This window comes from Microbispora bryophytorum (genome assembly GCF_006874465.1).
Lineage (GTDB): Bacteria > Actinomycetota > Actinomycetes > Streptosporangiales > Streptosporangiaceae > Microbispora > Microbispora bryophytorum.
Map to the genome: position 1 here is coordinate 95,850 of NZ_VIRL01000004.1, position 19,514 is coordinate 115,363.

16 protein-coding genes are annotated in these 19,514 nt (G+C 71.7%); 10 read left to right on the top strand and 6 right to left on the bottom strand.

Going from position 1 to position 19,514, the window contains the following annotated elements; all coding sequences use genetic code 11:
• Window positions 1–39: 39 nt before the first annotated feature.
• Window positions 40–1,179: a glycoside hydrolase family 11 protein gene (locus FLX07_RS37640; RefSeq protein ID WP_167748195.1), complete on the top strand. Its 1,140-nt coding sequence runs from the start codon at window positions 40–42 to the stop codon at window positions 1,177–1,179.
• 344 nt (window positions 1,180–1,523) lie between these two features.
• Window positions 1,524–1,814 (top strand): fumarylacetoacetate hydrolase family protein, encoded by a 291-nt coding sequence (locus FLX07_RS10685; RefSeq protein ID WP_142570120.1) that lies wholly within the window; start codon window positions 1,524–1,526, stop codon window positions 1,812–1,814.
• A gap of 391 nt (window positions 1,815–2,205) precedes the next feature.
• Here FLX07_RS10685 and FLX07_RS10690 read toward each other — a convergent pair whose 3' ends face one another.
• The 4 genes from FLX07_RS10690 to FLX07_RS10705 form a co-directional block, all read right to left on the bottom strand.
• The gene (locus tag FLX07_RS10690) at window positions 2,206–4,968 is read right to left on the bottom strand and encodes an arabinofuranosidase catalytic domain-containing protein (RefSeq protein WP_142570122.1); all 2,763 of its coding nucleotides are present in this window, start codon (window positions 4,966–4,968) and stop codon (window positions 2,206–2,208) included.
• A 411-nt stretch (window positions 4,969–5,379) separates the two neighbouring features.
• On the bottom strand, window positions 5,380–6,003 hold the full coding sequence (locus FLX07_RS10695) for an NADPH-dependent F420 reductase (protein ID WP_142570124.1): 624 nt from the start codon (window positions 6,001–6,003) through the stop codon (window positions 5,380–5,382).
• 53 nt (window positions 6,004–6,056) lie between these two features.
• Window positions 6,057–6,305, bottom strand: coding sequence for a hypothetical protein (locus tag FLX07_RS10700; RefSeq protein WP_142570127.1), 249 nt, complete (start codon window positions 6,303–6,305; stop codon window positions 6,057–6,059).
• A gap of 13 nt (window positions 6,306–6,318) precedes the next feature.
• Window positions 6,319–7,053, bottom strand: coding sequence for an SDR family NAD(P)-dependent oxidoreductase (locus FLX07_RS10705; protein ID WP_142570130.1), 735 nt, complete (start codon window positions 7,051–7,053; stop codon window positions 6,319–6,321).
• A gap of 138 nt (window positions 7,054–7,191) precedes the next feature.
• Here FLX07_RS10705 and FLX07_RS10710 point away from each other — a divergent pair, with 138 nt between their 5' ends.
• Window positions 7,192–7,833 (top strand): TetR/AcrR family transcriptional regulator, encoded by a 642-nt coding sequence (locus tag FLX07_RS10710; protein ID WP_142570132.1) that lies wholly within the window; start codon window positions 7,192–7,194, stop codon window positions 7,831–7,833.
• 159 nt (window positions 7,834–7,992) lie between these two features.
• On the opposite strand, the gene FLX07_RS10715 is transcribed toward FLX07_RS10710, so the two are convergent.
• Window positions 7,993–9,621 carry an MFS transporter gene (locus FLX07_RS10715; RefSeq protein ID WP_142570134.1) on the bottom strand — a complete coding sequence of 543 codons (1,629 nt, stop codon included), beginning with the start codon at window positions 9,619–9,621 and terminating at the stop codon, window positions 7,993–7,995.
• Between the two features lie 425 nt (window positions 9,622–10,046).
• Between FLX07_RS10715 and FLX07_RS10720 the strand changes: the two genes are divergently transcribed.
• Window positions 10,047–10,661, top strand: a complete 615-nt coding sequence (locus FLX07_RS10720; protein ID WP_142570164.1) for a helix-turn-helix domain-containing protein — start codon at window positions 10,047–10,049, stop codon at window positions 10,659–10,661.
• A 127-nt stretch (window positions 10,662–10,788) separates the two neighbouring features.
• On the top strand, window positions 10,789–11,718 hold the full coding sequence (locus FLX07_RS10725; RefSeq protein ID WP_142570189.1) for a class I SAM-dependent methyltransferase: 930 nt from the start codon (window positions 10,789–10,791) through the stop codon (window positions 11,716–11,718).
• Window positions 11,719–11,754: 36 nt separating this feature from the next.
• Here the strand turns inward: FLX07_RS10725 and FLX07_RS10730 are convergent, their stop codons facing one another.
• A complete protein-coding gene (locus tag FLX07_RS10730) occupies window positions 11,755–12,300 on the bottom strand; it encodes a DinB family protein (protein ID WP_142570191.1) in 546 nt (181 codons plus the stop codon).
• Window positions 12,301–12,513: 213 nt separating this feature from the next.
• Here FLX07_RS10730 and FLX07_RS10735 point away from each other — a divergent pair, with 213 nt between their 5' ends.
• From FLX07_RS10735 to FLX07_RS10750, 5 genes are all read left to right on the top strand, one after another.
• On the top strand, window positions 12,514–13,506 hold the full coding sequence (locus FLX07_RS10735; RefSeq protein WP_223853298.1) for an SWIM zinc finger family protein: 993 nt from the start codon (window positions 12,514–12,516) through the stop codon (window positions 13,504–13,506).
• Window positions 13,503–14,888, top strand: coding sequence for a DUF5691 domain-containing protein (locus tag FLX07_RS36975; RefSeq protein ID WP_189104963.1), 1,386 nt, complete (start codon window positions 13,503–13,505; stop codon window positions 14,886–14,888). The genes FLX07_RS10735 and FLX07_RS36975 overlap by 4 nt, the downstream gene beginning before the upstream one ends.
• Window positions 14,885–15,952: an ATP-binding protein gene (locus FLX07_RS10740; protein WP_189104964.1), complete on the top strand. Its 1,068-nt coding sequence runs from the start codon at window positions 14,885–14,887 to the stop codon at window positions 15,950–15,952. The genes FLX07_RS36975 and FLX07_RS10740 overlap by 4 nt, the downstream gene beginning before the upstream one ends.
• Window positions 15,953–16,094: 142 nt before the next feature.
• The gene (locus FLX07_RS10745; protein WP_229689669.1) at window positions 16,095–18,377 is read left to right on the top strand and encodes a DUF5682 family protein; all 2,283 of its coding nucleotides are present in this window, start codon (window positions 16,095–16,097) and stop codon (window positions 18,375–18,377) included.
• The gene (locus FLX07_RS10750; protein WP_142570197.1) at window positions 18,377–19,510 is read left to right on the top strand and encodes a VWA domain-containing protein; all 1,134 of its coding nucleotides are present in this window, start codon (window positions 18,377–18,379) and stop codon (window positions 19,508–19,510) included. The genes FLX07_RS10745 and FLX07_RS10750 overlap by 1 nt, the downstream gene beginning before the upstream one ends.
• The last annotated feature ends 4 nt before the right edge of the window (window positions 19,511–19,514 follow it).

Genomic DNA, 19,514 nt, shown 5'->3' on the forward strand with positions numbered 1-19,514 from the left:
TGCTTGTCCCCCGTCAGCCCTCACGAGGAGGAAGCGCGCATGCTCGACGCCCCCACTCACTGGCCGGGCCGCAGACGCGGTCGCGTCAGGCTGTTCATCGCCCGCGTCTGCGCCGTGGCGCTGGCCGCGGCTGTGGCGATGCTGCCCGGCGTCGCCAACGCGGCGGTCACCACCAACCAGACCGGCACCAACAACGGCTACTTCTTCTCGTTCTGGACCGACAGCCAGGGCACGGTCTCCATGGAGTTGGGGTCCGGCGGAAACTACAGCACCTCCTGGCGCAACACCGGCAACTTCGTCGCCGGTAAGGGCTGGAAGCCCGGCGGGCGCAGGACCATCAACTACTCCGGCAGCTTCAACCCCTCCGGCAACGCCTACCTGGCCGTCTACGGCTGGACGCGGAGCCCGCTGGTGGAGTACTACATCGTCGACAACTGGGGCACCTACCGGCCCACGGGCACCTTCAAGGGCACCGTGACCTCCGACGGCGGCACCTACGACATCTACCAGACCACCCGCTACAACGCGCCGTCCATCGACGGCAACCAGACCTTCAACCAGTACTGGAGCGTCCGCCAGCAGAAGAAGACCGGCGGAAGCATCACCGTCGGCAACCACTTCGACGCCTGGGCCCGCGCCGGCATGTCGCTGGGCAACCACGACTACCAGATCCTCGCCACCGAGGGCTACCAGAGCAGCGGCAACTCCAACATCACCATCGGCGGCTCCTCCGACGGTGGCGGTGGTGGCGGCGGTGGCGGCGGTGGCGGTGGCGGCTCCACGCCGCCCCCGAGCGGCGGTGGCGGGCCGATCAAGAATGTCGCCTCCGGCCGGTGCGTCGACGTGCCCAACGCCAGCACCTCCGACGGCACCCAGGTGCAGCTGTACGACTGCAACGGTCAGAGCAACCAGCAGTGGAACTACACCTCCTCCCAGGAGCTGCGGGTCTACGGCAACAAGTGTCTGGACGCCGCGGGCACCGGCAACGGCGCCAAGGTCCAGATCTACAGCTGCTGGGGTGGCGACAACCAGAAGTGGCGCCTCAACTCCGACGGCACCATCACCGGTGTTCAGTCGAACCTGTGCCTGGACGCTGCCGGACAGGGCACGAGCAACGGCACCCAGCTTCAGCTGTACTCCTGCTGGGGCGGCAACAACCAGAAGTGGACGCGGAGCTGACGCCCGGGGACGCGATCCCCGCCTGCTGATCCTTTCCTTCTGGTGAGGGGGGCTCCGGTGCGGCGGCTATCCGCCGCACCGGAGCATTTCCCCGACGGGCCTTCCCGTGCCGATCTCGGTGAAGGGCTGTGGGAACCGCCCGCGCGGGAGCGGGGCCTTCCCGTGCCGGGCCGGGCTCATCCCACGATGGGCGCGGCAGTTGCCGTTGAGAAACACTCGTGGTCGTCTGTGCCAACGGGGAGATCGCCGGTTACGCCATCTGCGACGACGTGAGCTCCCGTTCCATCAAGGGCGAGAACCCGCTGTACCTCCCGCAGGCGAAGGTCTAGCTCGGCGGAACCGCGCTGGGGCCGGGCATCCGCTCCACGTGGGAGGTGCCGGACCCCTACGCCCTCGGCATCCGTCTCGGCATCGCACGCGGCTCCCGGGAGATGTGGACGGGCTCGGCGAGCACCGGCCTGCTCCACCGGCGCATCGAGGACCTCGTCGAACACCTCCTGCGCGCCGACCGCTACCCGTACGGGGTGGTCCTGGCCACCGGCACCTGCCTCGTGCCCGAGTCGGACTTCACGCTGAGGCCGGGCGACGAGGTGCGCATCGAGATCGACGGCCTGGGCCGACTCGTCACCCCGTGAGCGTGGTCACCGACATCGACCCCTGAGCCCGAGAGCCCGCCGGCTCGGCGTTGCGATCACCATGGCCGCGACGTGGTTTGCCAGGGTCGGCTCACCGCCCGGCAGCGTGGTGAAGCCGTACTGCTCGCACCAGGACTCGAAGTGTCCCCAGGCACGGTGGGAACCAGGCACGGGGGAAACCGCGTACGACCTGGTCCGCTTCAAGTAGGTGCGGACGCTGTTGCGCCAGTGGCGCCTGCGCGATCGGCTACGCCCGCCCGGGCTGTGAGGAGGCCGTCCAGGACGCCCTTCAGGAGCGTAGCGGGATGTTCGCTGGCCACACCCCACCGAAGTGGAATCCGGTGCCCGCGGGTGGACCGCGGGCACCGGAGGCGATCAAGGATCGATTGGGCTACTTGGTGTTGGGCCCGCCCGGCGTCGGGACGTTGGTCGTGACGAAGTCGTGGCAGAGGCTGTCGGCGTCGGTGCCGTCGGGCCAGCGGGCGTTGCTCCGGCCTGCGCCGGCGGCGGCGCCGGCCACCACGGCGATGCAGCCGCCCTTGCCCTGGTCGGCCTCCATGACGGCGAGCTCGGGAGTGGCGATGGTTCCGTTGCCGCTCGAACTGCTCTGCTGGGAGCCGTAGACGACGGCGTCGACGACCACGTGGCCTCGTTCGTCGAGCAGCGCGATGGAGCCGGCGCTGGTGGACAGGGCGCTCCCGAACCACTGGTCGGGCGCCGGCGTTCCCTGGTAGCCCGCCGTCGTGACGAGGGGGTTGACCACGGCCGTGCCGGTCGGGTGGGCCTTGACCGGCTTGTCGAGCGTGAGGCCGCCGCCCAGCGCCTGCACCGGCACGCCGCTCGTGTGCGGGTGACGGGTCGGCGGCGAGAAGCTGATTCCCGTGCCGGGGTCGGACACGTCGACGCCCGACACGTGGGCGAGCCGCAGCGGCGCGGCCAGGTCGACGCCCGTGCCGCTCGCGCCGGTGGTGCCGACGTTCGCGACCGTGACGGTCTCCTTGTTCTCGCCGGTGTCCACCGTCAGGGTGTCGCCGACGGTCATGTTGACGTCGGCCGCGACCTTGATGTTGGTCGCGCCCTCGGCCGCGTCGGCCGACAGGGTCGTCTGCGTGGCCGCCTTGCCGACCGCGGTGACCGTGGCCAGCTCGTAGTCGTCGCCCGAATCGATGCCGATCCTGTCGCCGACGGTGAATCCGGTCGCGTTCGTGACGGGCACGTTGGTCGAGTGGGCGGGGATCGTGATCCACGGCCCGGTGGACACGGGAACGAACAGCGTCGTCGCCGGGCTGGCCGCCGTCCCGACCGACTGGATCGTGCGGGTCTCCCGCTCGCGGCCGGTGTCGATGTCGATCTGCTGGCCGGCCGCGAAGCCGGTCGTGCTTCTGACGTTGACCGTGGCGTCCGTGGGGCCGGTGGGAGCCGCCAGCCCGGAGCCGGCGAGGCCCAGCAGGTAGTAGGCGCCGCTCGCGAGCCGCGTCCCGGGCGGGATCTTGGCCAGCGTGGTGCCGGGCGAGCCGCTCGGCGTGGTGGTCAGGGTCCAGCCGGAGATGTCGACCTCGTTCGCGGAAGGGTTGTAGAGCTCCACGAACTGGTCGGTCGAGTTGGTGCTCGTACGGAACCGGACCTCATTGATCTTGATGGGGATCACGTTGCGTACGGCTTGCGCGGTTTCCGCGGACTGGCGGCCCTTCACGGGGCCGGAGGGGTTCGTCCACTCGGCCCTGCCGGTCAGGTAGCCGGCGTCGGTCCTGTCCGCGGAGGTGACCGTGAAGGTCGCGCTCACGCTCTCACCCGGTGCGACCGACGGGAACGTCGCCGACTTGTCGGGGGTGTCCTTGACCGAGGCGGTCCATCCCCCGGGGGCGGACAGGCTCAGCTTGACGCCCACCGCTGCCGAGCCCGTGGTGTTCGTGAACGTCTCGGTGACGTCCTGCGCGGAGCGCGGGGTGAACGTGGTGGCCCGCGACAGCGCCAGACGCGTCACGTCGTACTTGGCGGCCACGATGTTGGCCTGCACCGCGTCCGTGGTGGCCTCCGACGGGTAGCCCTTCGTCATCACCCCCTCGTAGAAGGTGCCCGACGAGCCGTTGCCGTTGTCGCCGCCGGTGCCGAGGAGGACGGCGCCCTTCTTGTGCATGGGGTAGTAGCTGCTGTTGGTCAGCGAGCCGGGACGGATTCCGCTGTAGAAGGTCGTCAGGGGGCCGTCCTGGGCGTTGCCGCCTCGCAGATCCCACTGGTTCCCGCCGCCGCCGTCGACGACCGCGGTGAGGAACCGCCAGGAGTCGACGGTCGGATCGGCCGGGTTCTGCTTCGCGTTGTACCCGGAGAACAGGCCCGCCTCCATGTCGGCCATGATCCACGGGCCGGGGCCGCTGCCGCTGCCCCAGGCGGTGGCGGTGCCGAAGTACGTGGTCTCCATGGTGCCGGTGCCCACGGCGCGGCTGTTCGTCGAGGAGTTGCCGTAGTCGAAGCAGCAGCCGCTGTCATAGTGGGTGCCGTCGATGACGTAGTAGATGCCCTCCGGCTCGTCGGCCTTCGCGAGGCCGGTGGCGTCGTTGTTGCGGTACCCCATGCCCGGCATGATGTACACGCCGTAGGCCTTGTGGCCGCTGATCGTGATCGGCGCCATGTCCGCTATCGAGAGGGTGTCGTAGCCCCCGACGGCCGGGCCGCGGAACGTGCCGGGAGGAGCCTGATAGAGGGCGTTGCCCAGGCCGGACTGGTCGTAGATCTTGGTGATCACGCAGATCACGTGATCGCAGAACGCGTCCTGGGCCGCCGCGTCGGCGTATCCGCCGGCGTCCGGGGAGGGGTGGGCGGCGGAGCGGACGACGCCGATGTCCCTGGTCGTGTTGTCCGAGGTGCGCATGACCTGGTACAGCGGGCCGTTGTAGGAGGCGTACAGCGCGCGCGTGGTGCTGTGGGCGGTCACGCAGGGCGTGCCGCCGGCGGCGTAGATGTCACAGGGTCCCTGCGGCCGATCCGGGGCGCCCGGCGGCTGGCCCGGGGCGCCCGGCGGACGGTCCGGACCGGCGGGCGGCGCCGCCTGCGCCTGCGGCGTCACCGCGAGCGCGCCGCCGATCAGCGCCAGTGCGGTCGCCGTATGAGCGGCCAGGGTTTTGAGGCGTCCGCGTCGGATGGGGGGTCTGAACATGTTGGATCAACTCCTACATGCGTCTTGCTCGACTGAGTCGAACGTGCGGGGGGTGCGGCCTGCCGATGTTCGGTCAGGCGACTGCGGACACCGTCACGCGGGCATGCACGATCCCGCGCCGGACGTCTCGGTCGGCACTCGGCAGGACATCCGCCGGCGCGAATTGTTAGCGCTAACAAAAACAATCGCGTCAACGGGGTCGTGGGTGGCGGAGGGGAGTCGGGAGCGGGGTTGAGCTTGATCAACTGCTGCTCACTATGGCACCGGCCGAAGGTAACGTCAAGGTTACATACGCAATATCGGGCCGGTCCTTTCCCGGCCGTCCGCCCGCCGGAACGCGAAGGACCGGCGGGCGTTCGCCGATGTCAGGGCACACGCCGCCCTGTTCGCCGACCGCTCGGCCCCGGGGGCTCAGCCGGTGAATTCGTCGACGCCGAGGGCGAAGTCCCAGTGGCCAACCCCGTTGCCGGCGAGGGCCACCGTGACCAGGCCCATTCCTTCCAGCCAGTGCGCCATCTTCAGGCCGCCGACGTCCAGCGGGCGTAGCCCGAGGCTCTCGATGAATGCCGCCACGTCCGCCTTGGCCTGCGCATCGTCGCCGGCGATGAAAACGTTGGGCCGGCCCTTCTCCAGGACATTGCGGAAGATGGTGTTGAAAGCCTTGACCACGCTGGCGGTGGCCGGGGCCACCTTGGCGACTTCCTGCGCGATCGAGGTCTCCCCGCTGTGGGCCAGTCCGTCGAACGTGGCGTTGAAGGGGTTGCTGATGTCGACGATGGCCTTGCCCGCGAGGGCGTCCCCGTACTCGGCGACGACCGGAACGACGCCGGCGTACAACAGGGCCGCGATGACGATGTCCCCGGCAGGGACGGCGCCCCACTTGCCCGTCGTGGCGCCGCCGCCCAGAGCCTTGGCCAGGTCATCGGCCTTGGACTGATCGCGTCCCATGACCTCGACGGTGTTGCCGCCCGCCAGCGCGAGCGTGCCGATGGCGCGGGCCATGTTCCCCGTACCGAGGAGGGTGATGCTGCTCATGAGGTGTGCTCTCTTCCTGTTCGCGAGATGTCGCGCTGTCTCGTTCATGATCGTTACGCACCCTCGGTGCGCAGTTTCCCAGGGCTGTGTGCCGACGAGACGCCGTGCACTGCCATCTCGGTGAGCGCGATCCGGCCCCACACCTCGTCGGTCGACTCGATCCCCACGCCGGTGGTGCCCTGCCAGGCGCTGGGCTCCTGCCACGCCGTGGCCGGCGCGTGCGGGTGCCGGCCGATCAGCCGTCCGCGTTCGTGATCAGCTCGTCGCGGCGACGGGGTCGCTGCGCGGTGTGCCCGCGGCATTCCTGGTGGTGGTTCAGATGGCGGTGGTGCCACCGTCGGTGACCAGTTCCAGGCCGTTGACGTAGCTGGAGTCGTCGGAGGCGAGGAACAGGGCGACGGTGGCGATTTCTTCGGGGCGGCCCATCTTCCCTCGGGGGATGAGGGACTCGAATGCGGCCTTGGTCGCCTCGTCGAACAGTTCTTCCTGTTTGGCGGTGGCGACCTGGCCGGGGGTCAGGACGTTGACCCGGATCTTGCGGTCGCGCAGTTCGTTGAGCCAGACGCGGGCCCAGGCCTGCTGGACGGCTTTGCTTCCCGCGTAGAGGCTCCAGCCGGGGAAGGAGCCGAGGGAGGCGTTGGATCCGGTCATGAGGATCGAGCCGTTGTCGTTGATCAGCGGCAGTGCCTTCTGCACGGTGAACAGGGTGCCGCGCGCGTTGAGCCAGAAGGCGCGGTGGAACTGTTCCTCGGTGATCTCGCCGAGGACGGCGGGTTCGCCCATTCCGGCGCTGGCCCACAGCACGTCGATCGAGCCCTTTTCCCGCTTGACGGTGTCGTACAAGCGGTCCAGGTCGTCCAGTTCGGCCGCGTCACCCTGGACGGCGGTGACGTTGCGGCCGATCAGCCTGACGGCGTCGTCCAGTGCTTCCTGCCGCCGGGCCTGGATGAAGACGTGCGCTCCTTCCGCGACGAACAGTTTGGCGCCGGCCAGTGCCATGCCGGTGGATCCGCCGGTGATCACCGCTACCTTGCCGTCGAGCTTTCCCACGATCACTCCATTGAACTGACGGGTATCCGAAACAGCTCGGTCCTATATACACCGGGCTGTGTACGTAACGTACGCGACGGCTGGTCGGGGCGCAAGCTACGTACACCGGTCTGTATCGAACCGGTTTATGCTGGAGGCATGACGGAGTTGGAGAAGGGCCCCCTGGGCCGGCGCCGTGGCAGGGGCGCGCGCGAGCGCATCCTCAGCGCGTCACAGCAGCTGTTCCGCGATCAGGGAATCAACCGCACCGGCATGGACCAACTCTGTGCCGCGGCCCAGGTGTCCAAGCGCACGGCCTACCAGCACTTCACCAGCAAGGACGAACTCGTCGCCGAATACCTCCGTCGATTCGATCCCGACGTCATGCCCGGAGTGTTCGACCGCACCGACCTCACGCCCCGCGAACGGCTTCTCGCCGCCTTCGAGATGCCCGCGTCCACGCCCCTGTGCCCCTACATCGCGGCGGCCGTCGAACTCCACGACCCCCAACACCCCGCATCCCAGTACGCACGCGACTACAAGACCGCCATCGCCGCGCGGCTCACCGAAACCGCCCGCGAAGCGGGCGCCACCAACCCCGAGCAACTCGGCGAACAACTGGCGCTGCTCATCGACGGCGCCTCGGCCCGCACCCGAGTCCTCAACGGCGATTCCTTCCCCACCGCCGCCGCCATCGCCGCCGTCCTCATCGACAACGCCATCCCTGCGCCATCTCCTCGGCAGCCGAGCGATGACCGCGGAACTACCGGGTCTGCTCCCGTTCCGGTCGGAGGCCAATGACGGCCCGATCACGCCTCGTCGGCCGCTCGTGCGTGCTTATGCCTGCATGTGCTCAGGGCGCTGTGCGGCCGTCGGGCACAGTGCGATGTCGCGGTGTGTCCGACGGCCGTCTGCCGTGCGCGCGGCGTGGTGCTCCGTCCGCGCGGAGTTCCTGCGAGGTCAGTGGGCGGCGACGTTGTCCCCGGCCTCGGTCTCCGGGGCTGCCTCGCCGTCGGGCTGTAGGGGTTCGGGCTGTAGGGGGGCGGTGTTCTTCGTGCCGCGCAGGGCGACGTGGACGAGCAGTGCGGCCATGACGACGGCACCGATCCACATGGCCTGCCGCCAGCCGTCGACGAAGGACTGCTGCGCCGCGTGCATCAGGTCCTGTGCGTGGCTGCCGGCCTGTGGCGCGACCTCGATGGCGTTGGCGATGCCTTCACGAGCGGTGTTCGCGACGCCCGTAGGTATGCCGTCGAGCTTGCTGTCGATGGTGCTGCGGTAGCCGTTGGCCAGGAGTGCGCCGAGCACGGCGACGCCCAGGGCGGTGCCGAACTCGCGGGTGACGTCGTTGAGCGCGGAGGCGACGCCTTGCTTGTTGCGAGGCAGGGAGCTGGTGATGGCCTCGGTGGAGGGCGTCATCGACAGACCCATGCCGATACCCATGGCGAGCATGCCGGCCAGGATGGACAGGTAGCCCCCGTCGACGGACATGAACAAGGCCATCAGGGCCAAGCCGAGGGTGGCCAGGACGACGCCCACGGCCATGGTGGAGCGGGTGCCAATCCTGGCTGCCATCTTGGGCGCCAGGCCGGAGGTCACCATCATCATGACGGCCATCGGCATCATCGCCACGGTGGACAGCAGCCCGGACCAGCCGAGTACGGCCTGGAAGAACGGGAAGAGGACGACGGCGATCCCGGCCTGGACACCGAAGACGACGAGCAGGGTGATGGAGCCGCTGGCCAGTCCGCGCTCACGGAAGAGGCGTACGTCCAGCAGCGAGGCGTCGCGGCGGTGCAGCTCCCAGGCCACGAAGGTGATGGCGGCGATGACGCCGACGGCCAGGCTGATCAGAGTGATGGGCGCGGTCCAGCCGCGTTCGGGGCCTTCCTGTAGGACGAAGACGAGACCGATCACGGCGATGGTGGAGACCAGTGCGCCGATGGCGTCGAAGGAATGCGCGGAGCGTTCGCGGGAGTTGGGCACGGACTTCAGCGTCATCGCCAGCGCGATGACGACCAGGACCACGGGCAGGACGAACAGTCGGCGCCAGTCGGCGACGTCGACCAGCAGGGCGGAGAGGAACATGCCCAGGATGCCGCCGCCTCCGGCGACGCCGGTCCACACACCGATCGCCTTGCCTCGTTCCTCCTCGGGAAAGGTGGAGGTGATGACGGCCAGCGTGATCGGCATGATCATCGCGGCGCTGATCCCGGCGGCCACGCGGGCGGCGATCATGACCCCGGCCGACGGGGCCAGGCCGGCGACGACGCCGGCGGTACCGAAGACGATCAGCCCGGTGATCAGCATGGGCTTGCGGCCCAGACGGTCACCCAGCGCGCCGAGCGGCAGCAGCAGTGCGGCCAGGGCCAAGGTGTAGACATTGATGATCCACAGGACAGTGGTCTGCGAAGCGCCGAACTCGACGGCCATGTGGGTCTGGGCGACGTTCAGTCCGGACACCGAGGCGATGACAGCCATCAGCGCGATCGAGACGGTGATCAGGATCGCGCGCAGCTGACGCGGGTCCGGCGTACCTCCGCCGCCGGCCGGCGCGGCCGCCTCCAGAGGAGGCTGATTGGTACTCATGGTTTCCTTCCTGAAAGGGCATGCGGAATCAGCGCCGGGACAGGACCGGTCGCCAGGTTGGTGAGATGGGGACCTGCTCACCGCGCGGACCGCTGGACGGCGGTCCGCGGTTTCTTCACGGTCCGCGCGGTTCTTCAGCGGCGGGGCTTATGTCAGCCGGTGGTCTTTCAGGCGGCGGCGAGCGCGGCGTCGATGCCCGCGGTGGCCGGCAGGGCGTTGATGTGGGAGCCGGCCAGGGCGTTGTTCAGGTCCGCGGCGCCGCCGTCGATCACGACACATCCACGGTCTCGGTGGGCAGTGTGTCGCTCCCGTAGCGGGAAGTCTGCGCAGACATGTCGCACCTTTCGTCGTACCTGGCCCCCCGTGCTGGACCATCTGTATTCGACGTTAAAGGCGCTTTGCAGTCAGGGCATACCATGTTGCCCATGACGCAAGAAGATGGTCAGCTGGACAGTCTCGTACGCAAACGGATCCGCGCGCTGCGCGTCGCGCAGGGCTGGTCGCTGGAGGAGCTGTCCACCCGCGCCAACCTCAGCCAGTCTTCACTGAGCCGCATCGAGAACGGTCAGCGCCGCCTGGCTCTGGATCAGCTGGTCACCCTCGCCCGCGCGCTCGACACCACCTTGGACCAGCTCGTGGAGAACGCCGCCGACGACGTCGTCATCAGCCCGATGATCGACGGCGCCCACGGCCTGATGCGCTGGCCCATAAAGGGCGACCCCGGTATGAGCGTGATGCGTCAGCGGATGACCGACCCTCCGCCCGACAACCCGGCCCGCATGCGCGCCCACCCCGGCCGCGAATGGCTGGTGGTGCTGTCCGGCGCCGCCGTCCTCATGCTCGGCCACCGGCGCTTTCGCATCGAGACCAACCAGGCCGCAGAGTTCCCCACCATGATGCCGCACGCCATCGGCGCCGAAGGCGGACCATGCGAGATCATCGGCATCTTCGACCGCGACGCCCGCCGCGGACACCAGAAAGACGCCGGCGCCGACGGCTCCGAAGCCGGCCGCAGGGGCGTCCAGGGCCTCTGCGAATAGCGGGCTCCAATCCGCGAGGCCCTCGGCGCGTGGTAGATCTTGCGCGCCGGGCAGCACACCACGCCACCTTCTTGCGTGTTCCGCAAGCAGTCGTGCGGTATGCGCATGACGGGCTTACGGTGTCGCCATGCCCCAAACGCACCAGCACACCGCCCACAGTGGCGAAGGCGGCCACCACCCGAGCCACCACCCCGGCCCCCACCCTGACCCCCACCCTGACCACCGCCACGGCGGCCACCAAGAGCACAGCGATGGCGAGCAGGCGGAGATCCTCGACCTGGATGCCGAGGTGCTCGCCGAGCACATAGCGTCCATCACCGCCTGGCTGCCGCTGAAGAGCGAGCCGCGCCAGATCGTGGACCTGGGCTGCGGCACCGGTGCGGGCACCTTCGCGCTCCTCGAGCGCTTCCCCGACGCGCACGTCACGGCTGTCGACAGCTCGGCCGGGCACCTCCGGCTCCTGCGCGAGAAGGCATGCGCCCGCGGAGTCGAGGAGCGCGTACGGACTGTGCAGGCCGACCTCGACGCCAACCACTGGCCCGACCTCGGCACGCCGGATCTGGTGTGGGCCTCGGCCTCGATGCACCACATGGCCGACCCCGGCCGCGCCCTCGCGAGCGTCCACGACCTGCTCGCCCCCGGCGGCCTGTTCGCCGTCGTCGAGCTCGCGGATTTCCCCCGCTTCCTGCCCGCCCACGCCCCTGAGAGCCAGCCCGGACTCGAAGAGCGCGCCCATGCCGCGACCGACAGCTTCCACGCCGAGCACGTTCCGCACCGCGGCGCCGACTGGGGCCCGATGTTGACAGCCGCCGGTTTCACCGTCGAGGACGAACGCACCATCATCGTCAACATCGAAGGTGGGCGCAGCGAGGCGATCGGCCGCTACGCCGTGGGCGGCCTGCGGCGCATCCGCCGTGTCGCCGCACCCGCCCTCAGCCCCGAGGACCTCGCCGCACTCGACGAGCTCCTGGACACCAACAGCCCGAACAGCATTCTGCGCCGCGATGATCTCGCCGTACGCACCGAGCGCACCGTGTGGGCGGCCCGCCGCGCCTGACACCCGGCAAGCGCCGGTGACCGCCCGGCTCTGTCCTCAGTGGCCGGTGGCGCCGTCGATCCGCTCGCGGAGCAGGTCGGCGTGCCCGTTGTGACGCGCGTACTCGGCGATCATGCCGACCAGGATGCGGCGCAGCGAGATCGGCTGCCCGGTGGCGCGGTGGACACCGGTCTCGTCCAGTGAGCGGGCGGCGGCGACGATTTCGCGGGAACGCTCGCACTCCGTCCGCCACACGGCGAACGCCTCCTCGACGTCCCCGTCCAGATCCTCGAAGTCCTGGTCGGGGTCGTCGTCCGAGTAATACAGGAGCGGGACGTCCTCACCGGCGAACTGGATGCGGAACCACCACCGCTCCACGCTCCCGAGGTGCCGGAGGATCCCGTGGAGACTGAGCCCGGACGGCGGCGCCCCCTTGTCCGACAGCCGATCCTTGGGAAGACCCGAGCACTTCAGCGCGAACGTCTCGCGGTGCCAGTCGAGGAAGGCCGTGAGGATCTCCCGCTCGTCGCCGACGAGGGGAGGGGTGGACCGGGAGTCGTCGTCCCACTTCTTCGAGTAGTTGGCCTCGGGAATCTCGCTCATGGGCCCGACCCTGCCAGACGTCGCCGACATTTCCGCCGAGCGCGAGCGCGAGCGCCGAGAGCCGAGAGCCGAGAGCCGAGCGCCGAGACCGAGAGCCGGGAGCCGGGAGCCGGACACCGGTGCACGCCGGACGCCGTCTTCCCGGATCGTGAGCTGGCCCGACTTCACGAGCGCGCCTAATTGTCGGAGCGCGTGGTTAGTCTGCGGCGCGTGATGGAACGGCGGAGCCGGGAGCAGGTGCCGGCGGCGGCTCCCGATGGGACGGCCGGCGCAGGCACGGGGGGACGTTCGGTGCCCGGGCGCACCCAGGCAGAGCAGCGGGAGAGCAGGGTCGCCGCGGGTCTGTCGGAGCTGGAGCGGTGGCTGGCCGACCAGATCGGGCAGGGGATCGCGCAGGCACGGCAGACGGGGCCGTCCGACTGGGACGATCTCGCCAGGCGGCTGGTCGACGCGCAGGCGCCGGGTGTGGCGGGGACGGTCAGCCGGCTCCCACGGGTGCTCGGCGCGGAGGACTGGCCGGGCCTTCTGCTCGGGGAGTACGCGCTGCTTCATCTGCTCGCGGTCGCCCATCGCCGTGCCGCCGCGCTGCCCGAGCCGTTGCGGCAGACCGTGCGGGCGCGGGTCGGCTTCCCTGTCACCAGGGAGTCCGTCCTGGCCACCCCGGCCGTGCGGGACCACTGGGATGTCGTCGGCCGCCGGGACGAGGAGCAGGACCGGCTGCTCGCCCGGCGCGTGTGGCTGGCGGGGCGGACGACGGGCCGCCTGGCGATGGTGCTGTCGTTCTCGCCCGCCGGGCAGCCGCTGGAGTCCTTTCCGCCGCCGGGCGCGTCGATCGACGCCGACGTGGTCTTCTATCCGGGGGCGGCGCCGCTGCGCGCCCTGGTCGCCGAGCGGCGGGGCCTCGTCGAGGCGGGGCCGCCCCCGGGGACGAAGGTCTCCCAGGTGCCCGCGCTGATCGCGGAGGTGCTCGCGGCCGATCCCTGGACCGATTCCTGGCCGCTGGTGCTCGACGGAGTCGTCCCCTGCCCGGACGCGCTGGCGGACGACGAGGGGAACGCGCTGCCGCTGCATCCGTCCGCGGGCGTCCCGTGGCGGCTGCTGGCCGTCTCCGGCGGACGGCCGGTGACGGTCGCCGCCGAATGGACCCCGCGCGGGCTGCTCCCGCTGACGGCGTGGAACGAGGACGGCGGGGTGGTGCGGTTATGACGCGGGCCGTCTCCGGCGGAGGGGAGGCCGGGCGAATTTCGTGGGAGGACCTGGTGTCCACCGCGCTGGTCGGTGCCGACCGCCGCGCCGTCCCGCCGGAGAGCCTTCTGGAGCAGGCCGCCGAGCAGGCGGTCCGGATGCGCGCGGGCCGGCGGCCGGGCAGGGGCAGGCCGCCGGCTCCCGCGGCGGCGGAGACGCTGCCGCTCGTGCCCGGGGCCGCCGCGGACCGGCTGGCCCGGATGCTCGCGGGTGAGCAGGGCAGGCTGCTGACCGAGTGGCTGGAGACGGCGGCCGCGCGGCGGGTGCGGGTCCCGGCCGAGATGATTCCCGGGCTGCTCGACCTCGGGGCGCGGGACCGGTCGATCCGCGCCTGCCTGGGGGCGGTCGCCGGAGCCCGGGGCCGCTGGCTCGCCGGTCTCAACTCCGACTGGGCCTACCTGCTGGCGGAGCCGGCGCACGTGCCGCCCGACGAGGTATGGGAGCTCGGCACGAGCGGCGACAGGCGTGCCTTCCTCGCCGCGTTGCGGCGCCGCGACCCCGCTGCCGCGCGGGAGCTGCTCGAACGCGGCTGGAGCGCGGAGACGCCGGAGGACCGGGCCGCCTTCGTGACGATCCTCGCCGACGGCCTCGGCATGGCCGACGAGCCGTTCCTGGAGGCGGTGCTCGACGACCGGCGCCGCGAGGCGCGGCAGGCCGCCGCCGACCTCCTCACCCGCCTGCCGCGCTCGCGGCTGGCCCTCCGCATGACGGCACGGGCACGCCGTTTCGTGACCAGGCACGGCTCCGGGCTCCGGGCGGAGCCGCCACCGGCCTGCGACGCCGCGATGGAGCGCGACGGCGTCAGGGCGCGGCCACCCGCCGGAATGGAGACGCGGGGCTGGTGGCTACAGCAGGTGGTGTCGCACACGCCGCTGTCGTTCTGGCCGGGTCACCTCGGCATGCCGCCGGACGAGATCGCGGGGGCCCGGGTCGGCGACTGGGAGCGGGAGGTCCGCATGGGCTGGACCAGGGCCGCCATCCTGCAGCGGGACGCGGCGTGGGCGCGTGCCCTGTTCGCGGCCGAACCCCTGACCGACCTGCTGACCGTGCTCCCGCCGGAGGAGCGGTCCCACCGGGCCGCCGAGCTGGTGGCCGGCCAACCGGTGGACGGCCAGATGGTCATGATGCTGGGCGGCGTGCCGCGGCCGTGGGGGCACCGGCTCGCGAGGACCGTGCTCAAGAAGATCGTCGAGACCACGCGGACGCAGCCGTGGAACGCCGGCGAGCTGATCCGGCTGGCGGGGGAGCGGTTCGACCCCGCGATGCACGAGCACGCCGGGGAGGTCCCCGAACTGGCCGCGACCCTGCGGTTCCGCTTCGACATGCTCAAGGAGCTCGCATGACCAGCGTTCTGCGCCCGCACGCGGAGGACCAGTTCGCCGACGAGTTGGTGATCCTCGCGAAGACCGACGACCGGCCACGCCCGCCGGGCTGGCGGCTGTCGCCCTGGGCGGTGACGACCTACGTGCTGGGGGACGGCGGCCGGATCACGCCGAAATACATCGGCCCGCGCAGGATCGTCGAGGTCGCGGTGGCGACGCTCGCCACCGACAGGGCGCTGCTGCTGCTCGGCGTGCCCGGCACGGCCAAGACCTGGCTGTCCGAGCATCTCGCCGCGGCGATCAGCGGCGACTCGACCCTGCTCGTGCAGGGCACCGCCGGCACGGCGGAGGAGGCCATCCGCTACGGGTGGAACTACGCGCGGCTGCTGTCGGAGGGCCCTTCCCGCGGAGCGCTGACGCCGAGCCCGGTCATGCGCGCGATGGCGGAGGGACGGCTGGCCCGGGTCGAGGAGCTCACCCGCATGCCGTCCGACGTCCAGGACGCCCTGATCACCGTGCTGTCGGAGAAGACGCTGCCGATTCCGGAGCTGGGGGAGGAGGTGCAGGCGGCCAGGGGCTTCAACGTCATCGCCACCGCCAACGACCGCGACCGCGGGGTCAACGACCTGTCGAGCGCGCTGCGCAGGCGGTTCAACACCGTCGTGCTGCCGGTCCCCGCCACCACGGAGGAGGAGGTCGGCATCGTGGCCCGCCGCGTGAGGCAGCTCGGCCGCGCCCTGGAGCTGCCGGAGACCGTGACCGGGCTGGAGGAGATCCGCCGCGTGGTGACGGTCTTCCGGGAGCTGCGCGCGGGTGTGACCTCCGACGGGCGGACCAAGGTCAAGTCGCCCAGCGGCACGCTCAGCACGGCGGAGGCCATCTCCGTCGTCACCAACGGGATCGTGCTCGCCGCCCACTTCGGGGACGGCGTGCTGCGCCCGGCCGATATCGCGGGCGGCATCGTGGGGGCGGTGGTCCAGGACCCGGTGTCCGACCGCGTGGTCTGGCAGGAGTATCTGGAGACGGTCGTCCGCGACCGCGACGACTGGCGCGACTTCTACCGGGCCTGCCGCGATGCCGGCTGAGATCGCCGCCGGCGCGTCGTCCGGGCCCGGGTCGCCGGTGCCGGAGGTGCCCGCGCCGGGTTCGCCCGTACCGGGTTTGCCCGCGCAGGGTTCGCCCGCGCCAGGTTTGCCCGTGTCGGAGGTGCCGGTGCCGGGTTCGCCCGTGCCAGATTTGCCGGTGCCGCGACTGTCGGTGCTGGGGGTGCGGCACCACGGGCCGGGATCGGCCAGGGCCGTGCGTGACGAGCTGAACAGGATCAGGCCCGATCTGGTGCTCGTCGAGGGCCCGCCCGAGGCCGACGGCCTGGTGGCGCTCGCCGCCGACCCCGGCATGCGCCCGCCCGTCGCGCTGCTGGCGTACGTGCCGGGGGAGCCGTCGCGGGCCGCCTTCTGGCCGTTCGCGGAGTTCTCGCCGGAGTGGCAGGCCATCGCCTACGCGGCCAGGGCGGGCGTCGAAGCGCGGTTCTGCGACCTGCCCGCCGCGCACAGCCTCGCGCTCGACGCCGACCCCGTACGTCGCGATCCCATCGGCGAGCTCGCCCGCGCGGCCGGGTACGACGATCCGGAGCGGTGGTGGGAGGACCTGGTCGAGCACCGGGGCGAGGCCGGGACGCTCGACGTGGTCGCCGAGGCGATGCGGGCCGTGCGCGAGGGGCACGTCGCGGAAGGCGCCGAGGCCCGGCGTGAGGCGTACATGCGCAGAACGCTGCGGAACGCGGCGCGAGAGGGCTTCGCCCGGATCGCGGTGGTCTGCGGCGCCTGGCATCTGCCCGCGCTGTCCCCGCCTGTCCTGACCCTGCCCGCGCCCGTGCTGCCCTCGCCCGGAGGCCGCGCCCGCCGGAGCGGCCCGCCCGCCGGGTCACGCCCGGACGCGCCGGACGGGCCCGTACGAGCGCCCACCCCGGCCGAGGACGAGCGGCTGCTGCGCGGCCTGCCCAAGGTCAGGGTCGAGATGACGTGGGTGCCGTGGACCCACGGACGGCTCGCCGCGGGGGCGGGCTACGGCGCGGGCGTCGCCGCGCCCGGGTGGTACGAGCACCTGTTCACGGCGCCCGACCACCCGGTGGAGCGCTGGCTCGCCCGGGCCGCCGCGATCCTGCGGGAGGAGGATCTGCCGGTCTCCTCCGCGCACGTCATCGAGGCCGTACGGCTGGCGGAGGCGCTGGCGGCGCTGCGCGGCAGGCCGCTCGCCGGGCTGTCGGAGGTCACCGAGGCGGTCAGGGCGGTGCTGTGCGGCGGCGACGAGCTGCCGGTCGAGCTGGTCCGGCGGCGGATGGTCGTGGGGGAGCGGCTCGGGCGGGTGCCGGACGCCACGCCGATGGTGCCGCTGCGGCGGGACCTGCGCGACGAGCAGCGGCGGCTGCGCATGAAGCCCGAGGCCATGGCCGGGGAGCACGACCTCGACCTGCGCAGGCCGCTCGACCTCGGCCGAAGCCGGCTGCTGCAACGGCTCGCCCTGCTGGACGTGCCCTGGGGGACGCCGCGGCGGGCCCGGAGCAAGGGGACGTTCAAGGAGTCGTGGTCGCTGGAGTGGCGTCCCGAGCTCGACGTGGCCCTCATCGAGGCCGCCGTGTGGGGGATCACGGTCGAGGCGGCGGCGTCGGCACGCGTCCGCGACCTCGCGGGCGGCGCCGGCCTGCCCGAGCTGTCCGCGCTGGTCGAGCGCTGCCTGCTCGCCCACCTGCCGGACGCGCTGGCGTACGTCCTGGGGCGGATCGATGACCGGGCGGCGCTCGACGGCGAGGTGCGCCATCTCATGGGGGCGCTGCCCGCGCTCGTGCGGGCCCGCCGGTACGGGGACGTGCGCGGCACCGAGGGGCTCGGGAGCGTCACCGAGTCGATGCTCGCGCGGATCTGCGCCGGGCTGTCCCCCGCCTTCACAGGGCTGGACGAGGACGCGGCCCGCGAGATGGCGGCGCTGATGGACGGCGTCCACACGGCGGCCGGGTTGATGGGGAGCGGCCGGTGGCTCGCGACGCTGGCCGGGATCGCCCGGCGCGACGACCTTCCGGGGCTGCTCGACGGCCGGATCGTGCGGATCCTGTTCGACGCCGAGGCGCTGGAGGACGACGTGGCCGCCCGCATGGCGCGGTCGATGTCACCCGGCAACCCCCCGGCCTGGTCGGCGGCCTGGATGGAGGGCTTCCTGTCCGGGGGCGGCCTGCTGCTCGTCCACGATTCGCGCCTGCTCGCCACCGTCGACGCCTGGCTCACCGGTCTGTCACCCGAGGCGTTCGTGGACGTGCTGCCGTTGCTGCGGCGCACGTTCGGCGCGTTCCCGGCGCCGGAACGGCGGATGATCGGCGGGCGGATCCGCTCCGGCGCCGTCCCGCGTCCCGGTTCGCCGGGCGCTGACGAGGGGGCGGACTACGACGACGGGCTGGCGGCGGGGGCCGTGCGGACCGTGCGCGACATCCTGGGACGAGGGACGGGCGGGAGGCCCTGATGGACGGCGAGGACGAGCGGCTGCGCCGCTGGCGGCTGGTGCTGGGTGGCGCGGCCGAGGGGACCCTGGAGGGCGCGGACGCCCGGATGGACGCCGCCCTCACGGCCCTCTACGACGGGCAGGAACGGCGCGGCGCCGGCCTCGGCGCGTCCGCGCCGCGGGTGGCCCGATGGCTGGGGGACATCAGGGAGTACTTCCCCGCGGGCGTCGTGCAGGTCATGCAGAAGGACGCCGTCGAGCGGCTCGACCTGACCCGGCTGCTGCTGGAGCCCGAGATGCTGGAGGCCGTCGAGCCCGACGTGCACCTGGTGGGGACGCTGCTGTCGTTGGGCAGGCTGCTGCCGGAGCGGGCCCGCGAGTCGGCCAGGGCCGTCGTCCGCACGGTCGTGCGGGAGCTGGAGGCGCGGCTCACGCGGCGCACCCTGACGGCCGTAAGCGGCGCGCTCGACCGCTCGGCGAGGACCCACCGGCCGAGGAGGGCGGCCGAGGTCGACTGGAACCGTACGATCCGGGCGAACCTGCGCAACTACCTCCCCGAGCGGAAGACCGTCGTGCCGTCTCGGCTGGTCGGGTACGCGCGGGGGCAGCGGGCCGTCCAGCGGGAGGTCGTGCTGGCCGTCGACCAGAGCGGTTCGATGGCCGCCTCGGTGGTGTACGCGGGCGTCTTCGCCGCGGTGCTCGCCTCGATGCGCTCGCTCAGGACCTCGTTCGTGGCGTTCGACACGGCCGTGGCCGATCTGACCGACCGGCTGGGCGACCCCGTCGATGTGCTGTTCGGCACCCAGCTCGGCGGCGGCACCGACGTCAACCGGGCGGTGGCCTACTGCCAGAACCTCGTCACCCGGCCGGCCGACACGATCTTCCTGCTGGTCAGCGACCTCTACGAGGGCGGGCCGCGGGAGCAGATGCTGCGCAGGATCGCCACGATGACCGCCGCCGGGGTCCAGGTGATCGTGCTGCTCGCGCTGTCGGACGAGGGGACGCCGCAGTACGACCACGACAACGCGGCGGCGCTGGCCGCGATGGGCGTGCCGGCCTTCGCCTGCACACCGGACGCCTTTCCCGACCTGATGGCCGCCGCCATCGAGCGCCGGACCTACGACCAAGGTCGCGTTTACACGCCAGGACGGTGATTTG